This is a genomic window from Rhodococcus opacus B4, assembly GCF_000010805.1.
Classification (GTDB): Bacteria; Actinomycetota; Actinomycetes; order Mycobacteriales; family Mycobacteriaceae; genus Rhodococcus_F; species Rhodococcus_F opacus_C.
In genome coordinates this window covers 6455083-6467555 of record NC_012522.1, presented here as the reverse complement: position 1 = coordinate 6467555, position 12473 = coordinate 6455083, and the positions used below count along the sequence as shown (strand labels likewise).

General features: G+C 69.2%; 11 protein-coding genes. 4 read left to right on the top strand and 7 right to left on the bottom strand.

Annotated elements, in window-relative coordinates:
- Positions 1-31: 31 nt before the first annotated feature.
- A complete protein-coding gene (locus ROP_RS29350) occupies positions 32-1381 on the bottom strand; it encodes an NlpC/P60 family protein (protein WP_015889651.1) in 1350 nt (449 codons plus the stop codon).
- Between the two features lie 146 nt (positions 1382-1527).
- The gene (locus ROP_RS29345; RefSeq protein WP_043826876.1) at positions 1528-3420 is read right to left on the bottom strand and encodes a YecA family protein; all 1893 of its coding nucleotides are present in this window, start codon (positions 3418-3420) and stop codon (positions 1528-1530) included.
- A 163-nt stretch (positions 3421-3583) separates the two neighbouring features.
- On the opposite strand from ROP_RS29345, the gene ROP_RS29340 reads away from it, so the two are divergent.
- The gene (locus ROP_RS29340; RefSeq protein ID WP_015889649.1) at positions 3584-3775 is read left to right on the top strand and encodes a hypothetical protein; all 192 of its coding nucleotides are present in this window, start codon (positions 3584-3586) and stop codon (positions 3773-3775) included.
- Positions 3776-3800: 25 nt separating this feature from the next.
- Positions 3801-4571: an FAD:protein FMN transferase gene (locus tag ROP_RS29335; RefSeq protein WP_015889648.1), complete on the top strand. Its 771-nt coding sequence runs from the start codon at positions 3801-3803 to the stop codon at positions 4569-4571.
- 7 nt (positions 4572-4578) lie between these two features.
- Here ROP_RS29335 and ilvA read toward each other — a convergent pair whose 3' ends face one another.
- The 4 genes from ilvA to ROP_RS29315 all read right to left on the bottom strand — a co-directional run bounded on the left by ilvA (position 4579) and on the right by ROP_RS29315 (position 9077).
- Positions 4579-5811 (bottom strand): threonine ammonia-lyase, encoded by a 1233-nt coding sequence (ilvA, locus tag ROP_RS29330; RefSeq protein ID WP_015889647.1) that lies wholly within the window; start codon positions 5809-5811, stop codon positions 4579-4581.
- A 71-nt stretch (positions 5812-5882) separates the two neighbouring features.
- On the bottom strand, positions 5883-7055 hold the full coding sequence (locus tag ROP_RS29325) for a cystathionine gamma-synthase (RefSeq protein ID WP_015889646.1): 1173 nt from the start codon (positions 7053-7055) through the stop codon (positions 5883-5885).
- Positions 7056-7076: 21 nt separating this feature from the next.
- Positions 7077-7604 carry a hypothetical protein gene (locus ROP_RS29320; RefSeq protein ID WP_015889645.1) on the bottom strand — a complete coding sequence of 176 codons (528 nt, stop codon included), beginning with the start codon at positions 7602-7604 and terminating at the stop codon, positions 7077-7079.
- Between the two features lie 87 nt (positions 7605-7691).
- The gene (locus ROP_RS29315) at positions 7692-9077 is read right to left on the bottom strand and encodes a cystathionine beta-synthase (protein ID WP_005238969.1); all 1386 of its coding nucleotides are present in this window, start codon (positions 9075-9077) and stop codon (positions 7692-7694) included.
- 135 nt (positions 9078-9212) lie between these two features.
- On the opposite strand from ROP_RS29315, the gene ROP_RS29310 reads away from it, so the two are divergent.
- Together ROP_RS29310 and ROP_RS29305 are read left to right on the top strand one after the other, a co-directional pair.
- Positions 9213-10220 carry an SGNH/GDSL hydrolase family protein gene (locus ROP_RS29310; protein ID WP_043825527.1) on the top strand — a complete coding sequence of 336 codons (1008 nt, stop codon included), beginning with the start codon at positions 9213-9215 and terminating at the stop codon, positions 10218-10220.
- A 108-nt stretch (positions 10221-10328) separates the two neighbouring features.
- Positions 10329-11546, top strand: a complete 1218-nt coding sequence (locus ROP_RS29305; RefSeq protein ID WP_015889643.1) for an acetyl-CoA C-acetyltransferase — start codon at positions 10329-10331, stop codon at positions 11544-11546.
- A gap of 65 nt (positions 11547-11611) precedes the next feature.
- Here ROP_RS29305 and ROP_RS29300 read toward each other — a convergent pair whose 3' ends face one another.
- Complete coding sequence (locus ROP_RS29300) at positions 11612-12466, bottom strand: Bax inhibitor-1/YccA family protein (protein WP_193384873.1); 855 nt, start codon at positions 12464-12466, stop codon at positions 11612-11614.
- Between the last annotated feature and the right edge of the window lie 7 nt (positions 12467-12473).

Genomic DNA, 12473 nt, shown 5'->3' with positions numbered 1-12473 from the left:
GGCCGGAGTTTTCTGCATCGACCCCTGCCGATCAGAAGACCCGGCGGGCCTTCATGTCGGCGAACACGGGACCGATGCGCACCACGTCTCCCGTCGTCGGGGCGTGCAGCATCTGGCCGTTTCCGACGTAGATCGCCACGTGACCCGGCCCACCGGACTGCCAGTTGCCGAACAGCAGGTCTCCCGGCCTGGCCTCCGACAGCGGCACCTCCACACCGACACCCCACTGCGTTTCCGACGTGCGGGGCAGTTTGACGCCGGTGGCGGCGTACACCGCGAACGAGGTCAGCCCCGAGCAGTCGAACCCGCCGCCGGACGGTCCGTTGATGTTGCCGCCGCCCCACACGTACGGCAGGCCGATGAACCGCATGGCCGCCTCCACGACGCGGCTCGTGTCGCCGGCGGCCGCACCGTAGAAGAACGGCGACAGCATCCGCGCGAACGACTCCTCGAGCGATCGGATGCGCGCGACGTACGGCTGCGTTTCGTGCTCATAGTCGAACTTTCCGGCGGGCATGCCCCCTGCGGTCCGGACCGCACCCCCACCGGCGTTGTACGCGGCGATCGTGAGGTCGAGGGTGTCGCCCTTGACCACGCCCTCCTTCTTCCACCCGTCGATCTGCCCGAACAGGTCGCACAGCATCTGCCCGGACGCCATCATCGGGTCGGCGACGCCGTTGATGTCCACCTTGCCGTCGCCGTCCGCGTCCTTGCCGTACCGGGCCCAGGCTTCGGGCATGAACTGGCCGGGGCCGCGGGCACCCGCCCGGGACACCGGTGAGGTCGCGCCGTAGCGGAACCCGTTCTCCACCGAGTACAGGGCCGCCAGCGTCGGGGGCTTGATGCCCTCGCACAGCGATCCGGCCTTGCGGATCCACGGCGCGAAGACGGCGATGGCGCCGACGGGCGCGAGCGAGACACCGGGAAACCCGGCGGGCACGGACGGGATCAGCGATCCGAGACCACTGATGAGGGCCGGGACCCCCGGCAGTGCGGCGAGGCCCCCGATCGCGGTTCCGACGTCGGGGGCATTCATCACGGGGGGCTGGTCGAGCGGGCCGTCCGGCAGGACCGGCAGCGGCACCGGGGCGGGCGGCGGCGCCGCCTCGACGGCGGGTGGCGGCGGGATGTAGGGGTCGGTTGCCTGCTTCACGACATCCGAAGCCTGGGCCACCATCTGCTCGGCCTGCACGCGGGCCGGTTCCGGGAGGGTCGACAGTGCGTCGTTTACTTGTTTCTGAACGTCGGGTGAGGCCTGCTCGACCACCTGAATTGCTTCTGCTGCTTGATCTTTCACCGGCTGCGGTATGTCCGCTCCCTGAACGATGGCCCCCGCTGCGGTGGTGATCGCCACGATGATCGCCGCTGCATCAACTGACATACGTGCGCTCCTCCTCCTCGGTGCACCTAACCGAGTGAGTTCACGTTACGACGGGGCACAGCCGATGCGAGGCGATTCTGCGGGATTGATCCGTTTCCTACCGTGACCTGCGGGAGAACGGCACCCGGCGAATTCCGTCGCCTCGATCACCCACTCACCGGCGCGAATCGTTCGCTGAGGATCTCGACCAGATCTGCCGGATCCGTGGTTTCGTCGTCCAGCGCCGCGAGGAGCGACGGGCGCCGATCCTGCGAGATCGGTTCGATTCCCCCGAAGATCTGCCACGTGTCCCCCGCCGGGACGACGCGGGCACAGATCATATTCCCGACGTGCAACATGCGGCTCGCGGTGACTTCCCTGATGTCGCGACGGTCGCCGGTGCGCAGGTCCCGCAAGGTCAGACCCTCGCCTGGCCGGACCTCCTCCACCTCGTGCAGCGACCGTTCGACTTCCTGCCACTGTCGTGCGAGTGCGAACTCGTCCGGGGGCAGCAAGTCGCCGCGGCATTCGACGAAGTCGGCGAACGCACCGCCCTCGAAGAGTGCGACATCGGTTACCAGAGGGTCCTCCAACGCCTGGAACAGCGCTGCGTCCCCGGCCCAGAACTCCGACCGGATTTCGGCGTACTCGACGATCTGGTCCCGCCAGCCGAGTTCCTGCGCGTGCAACTTCGCTTTCTGGTACAGCCACGCGGCCCGCTCGGACAGAGCATGGTCGCCCTTGCCGAGGTGGCACGTCTTGTACTTCCTTCCCGACCCGCACCAGCAGGGATGGTTGCGGCCCAGCCCCGGCCGCGGCGTGGGCTGGAAGTGTTCGAGGACCGCGTGCAGCGGCTCCGCGTCCCCGGCGGCCATCCGGTTCAGTAGCGACAGCCCGCGGACGGCATCGCCGCGGTCCGAGGCGAAACGGGCAAGGTCGAAGAGAGCGAGATCGAACGCTCCGTCCAGGACGAGAGCGTGTCCGTAGTGATCTTCGGCCTGTGTCGGGAAGCCCTGCATCTCGGTGGCCCTCCCGGCGATCCACGACGCGGCGGCTTTCACTTCGCGCGGTCCCGACGCGAGCAGCCGCTGCGCGGTGAGCAGGAGCACCTCGGGATCGATGTCCAGGTCGAACAACTCCTGAGCGGCGACTTCCATGACCGCCGGATCGGCGAGGGCTGTGTAGAGCTCCGGCCTCGCGAAGAACGTCGCCTGGATGTCCTCTTCCCCGTCTTCCTCGAGCGCGGTGGCCAGCGACACGAGCGTGGCGACGGCCAGCGCGGCATCCCTGGGCACTCCGAGCTCGTCGCCGTAGACGCCGACCATCAGGTCTCGGCCGTAGGCCTCGAAATCGAATCCGCGAGGGGCGACGAGTTGCCCGGAGCGGTCGAAGCCGGCGGCCTCGACTATGTCCGCCAACGGCAGCCCCGGCACGGTGAACGCCGCCGGATCGTCGACCAGCAGATGCCAGACCTCCTCCTCGAGATCGATCACCACACTCTCGCGCAGCCGGCGAGTGAGCCGCAGCGCAAGCTCGGGAGCGTCGGCAACCGGCCCGCCGACGAAGTCGAGGCGCACCCCGCTGTCCGTGGCGATCATCGCCAGAAGATCCCCGGGAGAACGGTGCGCGAGGGTGCCCCGGGGAAGGGCGAGCACTTCGTCGTCCGACCAGTTCGCGCTTTCGCCCCCTCTCGCGGCGAGTTCGTTGGCCTCGTCATCGAGGAACACGACCTCGAAGCCGTCGACGTCGGGCTCCCCGGATGCGAGGTGCAGGAGTGAGCCGTAATCATCCGGCTCCACGACGTCGGCTGCGATCTCCTCCGCAGTGAGGCGATGCGTGAGGACGCGTCCCGCGAGCAGAACGTCGAGCGCCACCTTCCGGTCGTCGGGGAGGATTCCGAGAAGCGGCGCGTCGAACTCCTCCACGTATTCGATCAGCTCGTCGACACCTCCCCAGCCTGCATCCGCAAGCGCGACCGTCAGCTCCCGGTCGGACAGGGGGCCTCGTTCCCGCAGCAAACCCAGAGCGGCATCGAGCAGTTCGTCATGGTCCGCGATCACGGATCCGATCGTAGTGACGACTCCGTCACTGCGGTGGCTGTCGGGCACGACTGCACACAACCGCAGGCGACACGCCGGGGACACCCTGCACGACTGCGCACTGGGCGCGGAGAGCCAGATTCTTCCCAGGTTGTTCTAAGGTTCGTCGGGGAAGCTGGTCGGCATGAGTGAAGACCGACGGAATTCCCGACTGCTTCCCGTTCGCCGCGTGTTGGCGGCAGCCGGAATCGCCGGACTGGTCGCCGGTGGCGGTATGGCGGGGGCCGCGGATCCCGCGACCCCCGATTCGACGGTGGCAGCGCCCCTCGTCTCGGCCGGATTCGGCGCACCGGACGCCGTGTCCAGCGGTTCCTGAGATCCCGCCACCGGAGAACCTCCACATGACCAGCGCACGGAGCGCAACCGAATGGTCCACCTGGGGTGTGCACGCGCGGATCGTCGTCACCGATCCCGATGCCCTGAGTTCGGCGTCGAACCTGATCCGCGGTTACCTCGCGGCCGCCGACGCCGCCGTCAACCGGGACCGCGCCGACGCCGAGATCCGCGCGCTCGACGAGGGCCCGAACACGGTGACCCCGATGTTCGCGCGGTTCCTCACCGACGCCCTCGCCGCAGCGCGCACCACGGACGGCGCCCTCGACCCCACGGTGTCGGCGCCCGCACTCCACTCGTGGCGGTCGATCACCGTCGACGGCACCGAGGTCACGCTCCCCGCCGGGGTGGAACTCGACCTGACGGCCACCGCGCGGGCCAGTTCCGCCGACCACTGTGCGTCGACGACGGCGGAGTTGCTCGGGTGCGGCGTCCTGGTCGCGCTCGGCGGCGACATCGCCACGGCCGGGACCACACCGCCGGGCGGCTGGCAGGTCCAGGTCCAGGATCTGCCGGGCGATCCCACCTGCCAGGTGTCGATCCCGTCCGGTGCGGGCGTCGCGACCGCCAGCACCGTCAAGCCCCTGCACCCCGACTCGATCTCGTTGTGGCGCACCGTGTCCGTAGTGGCTCAGTCGTGCACCACCGCGCACGCGTCGAGCACGGCGGCCGTCGGGATGGGCGGCGGCGCGATCGACTGGCTCACCAACCTGGAGTTGCCGGCCCGGCTGGTCGATCAGGAGTTCCGGGTGATCACCCTGGGCGGCTGGCCGAGCTAGGTCCGGCCTACTCCTGCAGGCGGACCGCGTACCGGGCCTCGCGCAGGGCGTCCAGGAGATCCTGCCGGTGTCCGGGACCGCGGGTCTCGACGGTGAGGAACACCTCCACCTCGTCGAGGGCGAGCGCGCCGCCGGTGCGGGAGTGGACGACGTCGACGACGCTGGCGCCGTTGCCGCTGATCACGCCGAGGAGGCTGACCAGACCACCCGGTCGGTCCGGGATGGTCACGTGCACACCGAGATACCGGCCGGCGGCGCGGAGACCGTGGTTGACGACGTGGGTGAGCAGCAACGGGTCGATGTTGCCGCCGGACAGCACCGCGCACACCTTGCCGGTGAGCCCCAGCTCTTCGGTGGAGCAGCTGATCAACGCGGCCACCGCCGCCGCGCCCGCGGGCTCCACGATGAGCTTCGCGCGTTCGAGGCACAGGAGCAGCGCCCGGGACAGGGCGTCCTCACTGACCGTGACGATGGCGTCGACCTGGGTGCCGACGTGGGCGAACGGCACGTCGCCGGGGCGGCCGACCGCGATGCCGTCGGCCATGGTCGACATGGTCTCCAGGGGAACCGGGCGGCCTTCGGCCAGCGACCGCGGCCAGGCCGCCGCCTGCTCGGCCTGGACGCCGACGATCCGCACGTCGGGGCGGGTGGCCTTCACCGCCGCGGCGATGCCCGCGATCAGGCCACCCCCGCCGGTCGGGACGACGATCGTGCCGACGTCGGGTTCCTGCTCGAGGATCTCGAGTCCGACGGTCCCCTGCCCGGCGACGATGTCGACGTGGTCGAACGGATGGATGAGGACGGCGCCGGTCTCGTCCGCGAACGCCTTCGCGGCGACGAGCGCATCGTCCACGGTGTCGCCGGTGAGGTGGACGGTCGCGCCGTACGCCTTGGTGGCGACGAGCTTCGGAAGGGGTGCGCCGGTGGGCATGAAGACGGTGGACGGGATGCCCAGTTCGGTCGCCGCCCACGCCACGCCCTGCGCATGATTGCCGGCACTGGCCGCCACCACCCCGCACGCCCGTTCCGCGACCGACAGATTCGCGATCCGGTTGTACGCGCCGCGCGGTTTGAAAGATCCTGTGCGCTGCAGATTCTCGCATTTCAGCGACACTGTGTGCCCGCATCGTTCCGACAGCGCCCGGGACGCGATCACCGGTGTCCGGCGCATGACGGGGTCCAGCAGCTTACGAGCTGCTCTGATCTGATCCAGCGTGACAGGCTCCACGCGGGCCAGCATAGGCCTTCGGCCCGTGCGCCTTTCTGGTTGTTCCAGCTACCAAAAAGGCGCACGGGCGGCGGAGCCGCCTGCTACTTGAGCGCCTGCTCGATGTCGCCCACCAGGTCGGCGGCGTCCTCGATGCCGACGGACAGGCGCACCAGGTCGTCGGGGACCTCGAGGAGCGAACCTGCGGTGGAGGCGTGGGTCATGGCGCCCGGGTGCTCGATCAGTGATTCGACGCCGCCGAGCGATTCGGCGAGGGTGAAGATCTCGGTGCGCGAGCAGAAGTCCAGGGCGGCCTGCTTGCCGCCGGTGAGGCGGACCGAGATCATGCCGCCGAAGCGGCGCATCTGCTTCTCGGCGATCTTGTGGCCGGGGTGTGACTCGAGTCCGGGGTAGATCACCTGCGACACCGCGGGGTGCCCGGTGAGCAGTTCGACGACCTTCTCGGCGTTGTCGCTGTGCCGCTCCATCCGCAGCGAGAGGGTCTTGATGCCGCGGAGGGTGAGGAACGCGTCGAACGGTCCGGGGACCGCGCCGGCACCGTTCTGCAGGAACGCGAACGCCGTGTCGAGTTCTTCGTCGTTGGTGATCAGGGCGCCGCCGACGACGTCGGAGTGTCCGCCGATGTATTTGGTGGTCGAGTGCAGCGCGATGTCGGCGCCGAGTTGCAGCGGCTGCTGCAGGTAGGGCGAGGCGAACGTGTTGTCGACGACGATCTTCGCGCCGGCCTCGTGCGCGATGTCGGACAGCGCCTCGATGTCACCGATGTTGAGCAGCGGGTTGGTGGGCGTCTCGACCCACACGAGCTTGGTGTTGGGACGGATCGCGGCCCGGACCGCGTCCACGTCGGACACCGCGGCGGGCGTGTACTCGATGCCCCACTGGGTGAAGACCTTGTCGATCAGGCGGAACGTTCCGCCGTAGGCGTCGTTGGGGATGACGAGGTGGTCGCCGGGGCGGAGCGCGGCACGGAGCAGGCAGTCGGTGGCGGCCATGCCCGAGCCGAAGGCGCGACCGTACGTGCCCGATTCGAGGGCGGCGAGGTTGGCCTCGAGCGGTCGTCGGGTGGGGTTGCCGGTGCGGGCGTACTCGAATCCGTTCCGCATGCCGCCGACGCCGTCCTGCGCGAACGTCGAACTGGCGTAGATGGGGACGTTGACGGCACCCGTCTGCGGGTCCGGGTCGAATCCTGCGTGCACGGCCTTGGTGGAGAACCCCTGCCAGCTGATGTTGTCCGCTTTGCTGCGCTGCTCACTCATGGCCCCCAGCCTAGTGGGGACCTAATTCTCCAGATACTCCGCGATGGCGAAGGCGGCGTCGAGCTTGGTCGCGTCGCTGACGGAGGGGTCGAGCGCGTTGACGATGATGCTGTGCCGGGGTGTGAGCAGGGCCATGGCCACGACGTCGAGGACCACCCCGCCGAACCCGGCGGAACGGGGGTCGGCGACGACGTTCGTCCCGTTCCGCATCTCGACGATGACGGCAGGATCGGTCACCTGCGGCCTGACCGACGCGGTGATGGTGCTCAGCACGTTGGTCGGCCCCTTGGACCACGAGCAGGTCGGATCGGTCGATCCGGGGAGGACCGCCTCGGTGAGATGCGGCCGGTCCGAGACGAGCCGTCCGAGCGCCTTCGTCAGCGCGGCGCAGTCGGCGGACACGGGCGAACCCGGCGACGACACCGAGCCGACGTCGGCCGACGCAGGCTGTGCGACGGCCGCACCCTCGATACTGTTCCCGCATCCGGCGGCGGCGAACCCGAGCACGGCGACCGGGACCACCAGGACACGACGCAGACGAGTACTCATTGTGAACTCCCCCTCATGGACACCGGACCGGCACCCCGCTGTGCACCGTACGTTCCGTGCGCAGCAGGGACCAGTCCGGCGTGTCGGTCAGGAGCCCGCGCTGAGGAAACCGAGCAGGTCGTGACGGGTGATGACACCGGCGGGCTTGCCGTCGTCGACGACCATCAGCGCGTCGGTGTCGCCGAGCGCCTTGGTGGCGGCCGACACGGGCTCGCCCGAACCGATGAGCGGGAACGGCTTGCTCATGTGCTTCTCGACCGGATCGGCCAGGTGTGCGCGTCCCTCGAAGACGGCACTGAGCAGGTCGCGCTCGGTGACGCTGCCGGCCACCTCACCGGCCATGACGGGCGGCTCGGCGCCGACGACGGGCATCTGGGACACCCCGTACTCGCGGAGGATCTCGATGGCGTCGCGCAGCGTCTCGGACGGGTGGGTGTGGACGAGGTCCGGGAGTTCGCCGGACTTGCCGCGCAGCACGTCGCCGACGGTCTTCTCGTCCGGCTTGCCGTCGAGCGGGGTGCGGAGGAAGCCGTAGGACGCCATCCACTTGTCGTTGAATATCTTCGACAGGTAGCCGCGGCCACCGTCGGGCAGAAGGACGACGATGACGGCGTCGGGGCCCTCACGCTTGGCGACCTCGAGCGCGGCGACGACGGCCATGCCGCAGGAGCCGCCGACCAGCAGGCCCTCCTCGCGGGCGAGACGACGGGTCATCTCGAAGGAGTCGGCGTCGGACACGGCGATGATCTCGTCGGGGATCGACGGGTCGTACGCGGTCGGCCAGAAGTCCTCGCCGACGCCCTCGACCAGGTACGGACGGCCGGTGCCACCCGAGTACACGGAGCCCTCGGGGTCGGCGCCGATGACCTTGACCTTGCCGCCGGACACCTCCTTGAGGTAGCGACCGGTGCCAGTGATGGTGCCGCCGGTGCCGACGCCCGCGACGAAGTGGGTGATCTTGCCGTCGGTGTCGGCCCAGATCTCGGGGCCGGTGGTCTCGTAGTGGCTCTGCGGGCCGCCCGGGTTGGAGTACTGGTTGGGCTTCCAGCCGCCGGGGAGTTCGCGGGCGAGCCGGTCGGAGACGCTGTAGTAGCTGTCCGGGTGCTCGGGCGCGACCGCCGTGGGGCACACCACGACCTCGGCGCCGTAGGCCTTGAGGACGTTCCGCTTGTCTTCGCTGACCTTGTCGGGGCAGACGAACACGCACTTGTATCCACGCTTCTGGGCCACCAGCGCGAGGCCGATGCCGGTGTTGCCGGACGTGGGCTCGACGATGGTCCCACCCGGCTTCAGCTCGCCCGACGCCTCCGCGGCGTCGATCATCTTGACCGCGATGCGGTCCTTCGAGCTTCCACCCGGGTTGAGGTATTCGATCTTGGCTGCAACGGTCCCGTGGTTCTCACCGATGACGGAAGAGAGCTTGACGAGAGGGGTGTTGCCGATCAGGTCGACGACGTGTTCCGCGATGCGCATGCCTCCATGCTCCCAGATGCCCTGATCCGATGCTCACAGACGTCCGGCACGGGGGCCCCGATCCGACTAGATTGGTGCCGACGCAGTCCGCTGGAACCCGTGAGATGAGCACCAGGTAGCGGAAAGGTGAGACCAGTGCCCAAGAGGACCTGGCAGACCGGAGTGAAGGCCGGCGCCGCGGCTGTCGTGGCAGGTTCGAGCGCGGGCACGCTGTCATGGGCGGCGTACTCCTATCTGATGTCGCAGGCGACGGCGGCCCGCGGCGTGATCGGGCGCAACGTCGCCAAGCCGCCGGAAGCCGACGGCGTCTACTCCCCCGGCGCCACGGCGCCCGAACGCTGGCTGCGGACCACCCCGTACGACGTCCATCTGATGATCTTCGGCGACTCCACGGCCGCCGGAGTGGGGTGCCTGTCGGCGGAGGAGGTGCCCGGCGTGCAGATCGCTCGGCGCCTCGCCGACGAGACGGGGAAGCGGATCCGGCTGAGCACCAAGGCCATCGGCGGCGCCACGTCCCGCGGGCTCAGCGGGCAGGTGGACGCGATGTTCGTCGCCGGGCCGCCGCCGGACGCCGCGGTGATCCTGGTCGGCGCCAACGACGTCACGGCCAAGAACTCCATCCGGGCGTCGGCGCGCAGGCTCGGCGAGGCCGTCGAACGCCTCCGCGCCCACGACTGCGCGGTCGTCGTCGGAACCTGCCCCGACCTGGGGGTGGTGACGGCGATTCCACAACCCCTGCGGACCGTCGTCCGGACGTGGGGACTGCGACTGGCCCGCGCGCAGGCGGCCGCGACCAGCGCGGCGGGCGGCCACCCGGTGGCGCTGGCCGACCTGCTGGCCCCCGAGTTCCTGGCGGCTCCCGACCGGATGTTCTCGTCCGACCACTTCCACCCGTCGGCGGCCGGCTACGAATTGGCGGCGATCCAGATCGTGCCCGTGCTCGCGACGGCCCTGGGCCTGTGGCACGGCGGCCCCCTGCCCGATCTGCCCGAGGTGTCGGAGGCCGCGGAATCACGCAAGCTGTCGATCCGGATGACGGCCTCGCTCAACCGTTTTCTGTGGCGCCGCGATGTTCGGCGACGCGTACCCGCCCGACTCGACGAACTCCTCGCGATCGAGGAGGCCGCCGCGACGGGTCGCTGAGTGAGATGGCGATGTCCACGCGCTCTGCCGGCGACGTAAGTTGTCGGGAAGGCCACAGAACGGGTGGTCTGAACCAGTCAGACCCCCGCAGTTGACAAAGGAGTTTTCATGCCCGAGGCAGTCATCGTCTCCGCAGTACGCTCACCGATCGGCCGAGCCATGAAGGGCTCGCTCAAGACCATCCGCCCGGATGATCTGACGACGCAGATGGTGGCCGCGGCGCTGGCGAAGGTTCCGGAACTCGACCCCACCGAGATCGACGACCTGCTTCTCGGGTGCGGCCAGCCCGCCGGACAGTCGGGCTTCAACATCGCCCGCGTCGTCGCGGTGGAACTGGGTTACGACTTCCTGCCCGGCGTCACCGTCAACCGCTATTGTTCGTCGTCGCTGCAGACCACCCGCATGGCGCTGCACGCGATCCGGGCCGGCGAGGGCGACGTCTTCATTTCCGCCGGTGTCGAGTCGGTGTCGAGCTTCGTCACCGGCAACGCCGACGGCCTGCCGAACACCAAGAACGAGCGGTTCGCCGACGCCGAGGCGCGCACTTCGAAGCTCGCCGAGGGTGGAGTCGCGTGGACCGACCCCCGCGAGAACGACCAGATCCCCGACGTCTACATCGCCATGGGCCAGACCGCCGAGAACGTTGCCTCGGCCACCGGGATCACCCGCGAGGAGCAGGACCACTGGGGCGTCCGCTCACAGAACCGGGCGGAGGAAGCGATCAAGAACGGCTTCTTCGAGCGGGAGATCACCCCGGTCACCCTCCCCGACGGCACCGTCGTCAGCACCGACGACGGCCCGCGCGCCGGCACCACGTACGAGGGCATCAGCCAGCTGAAGCCGGTGTTCCGGCCCGACGGCACCGTCACCGCCGGCAACGCGTGCCCCCTCAACGACGGCGCCGCCGCGCTGGTCATCATGTCCGACACGAAGGCCAAGGCGCTCGGGCTGACCCCGCTCGCCCGGATCGTGTCCACCGGGGTGTCCGGACTGTCGCCCGAGATCATGGGCCTCGGCCCGATCGAGGCCGTCAAGAAGGCACTCGCCCTCGCGGGCAAGTCCATCTCCGACATCGACCTGTTCGAGATCAACGAGGCGTTCGCGGTCCAGGTGCTCGGCTCGGCCCGCGAACTGAAGATCGACGAGGACAAGCTGAACATCTCCGGCGGCGCCATCGCCCTCGGCCACCCGTTCGGCATGACCGGCGCCCGCATCACCAACACCCTGCTCAACAACCTGCGTGAGCAGGACAAGACGTTCGGCGTCGAGACCATGTGCGTCGGCGGCGGACAGGGCATGGCGATGGTCCTCGAGCGCCTGAGCTAGGCCTCCGGGCTCGTGCGCCTTTCTGGTAGCTGCAGCAACCAGAAAGGCGCACGGGCGCGAAGCGCCTAGTCGCTGTTGAAGTAGCTCAGCAGTCGCAGGATCTCGACGTACAGCCACACCAGGGTGACGGTGAGACCGAATGCGACGCCCCATGCTGCCTTCTCCGGCGCCTGGGCGCGGATCAGCTGGTCGGCGGCGTCGAAGTCCAGCAGGAAGCTGAACGCGGCGATGCCGATGCAGACGAGGCTGAAGATGATCGCGAACGTGCCACCGTCGCGGAGGCCGAGGCCGCCGGGGGTGAAGAAGCTGGCGATCACGTTGCCGAGGGCGAGGACGACGACACCGATAAGGGCGCCGATGATCATCCGCGTCAGGCGGGGGGTGACCCGGATGGCGCCCGTCTTGTAGACGACGAGCATGCCGAAGAACACGCCGAACGTGCCGAGCACGGCCTGACCGATGAGCGCCGCACCGCCGACTCCGCCGAAGGTGACGTCGGTGAACATGAACGACAGCGCGCCGAGGAACAGGCCCTCCGCGACCGCGTAGGCGAGGACGATGCCCGGGTTGTCCATCTTGCGGCCGAACGTGGCCACGAGCACCAGCACGAGACCGACGAGGCCGCCACCGATGACGAGCGGGGCCGCGAGGTTCGCGTTGTTGCTCACCAGGAAGTAGGAGATGATCGCCGACACCGTGAGCACGCCGAGCGTGACGCCGGTCTTGGTGACGACGTCGTCGATGGTCATCGAACGGTGGTCGGGACCCGTCCGGTAGGGCTCGGCCTGCGTGTACTGCGGCTGACCGAACTGCTGTGTGACCTGCGCGGCACCGGCCGTCGTAGATCCGAACGAGGCGTATCCGCCGCTGCCCTCTTGTTTGGGCAGGTTGCGGAACACCGGGTTACTGGTGGTGCGCACCGTGCAC

Excerpts from the sequence above, each read along its gene's own strand:
- ROP_RS29315 (WP_005238969.1), bottom strand. The coding sequence starts at position 9,077 with ATGCGCATCGCGGAACACGTCGTCGACCTGATCGGCAACACCCCTCTC.
- ROP_RS29325 (WP_015889646.1), bottom strand. The coding sequence starts at position 7,055 with ATGAGTGAGCAGCGCAGCAAAGCGGACAACATCAGCTGGCAGGGGTTC.
- ROP_RS29320 (WP_015889645.1), bottom strand. The coding sequence starts at position 7,604 with ATGAGTACTCGTCTGCGTCGTGTCCTGGTGGTCCCGGTCGCCGTGCTC.
- ROP_RS29305 (WP_015889643.1), top strand. The coding sequence starts at position 10,329 with ATGCCCGAGGCAGTCATCGTCTCCGCAGTACGCTCACCGATCGGCCGA.
- ROP_RS29335 (WP_015889648.1), top strand. The coding sequence starts at position 3,801 with ATGACCAGCGCACGGAGCGCAACCGAATGGTCCACCTGGGGTGTGCAC.
- ROP_RS29340 (WP_015889649.1), top strand. The coding sequence starts at position 3,584 with ATGAGTGAAGACCGACGGAATTCCCGACTGCTTCCCGTTCGCCGCGTG.
- ROP_RS29350 (WP_015889651.1), bottom strand. The coding sequence starts at position 1,381 with ATGTCAGTTGATGCAGCGGCGATCATCGTGGCGATCACCACCGCAGCG.
- ilvA (WP_015889647.1), bottom strand. The coding sequence starts at position 5,811 with ATGCTGGCCCGCGTGGAGCCTGTCACGCTGGATCAGATCAGAGCAGCT.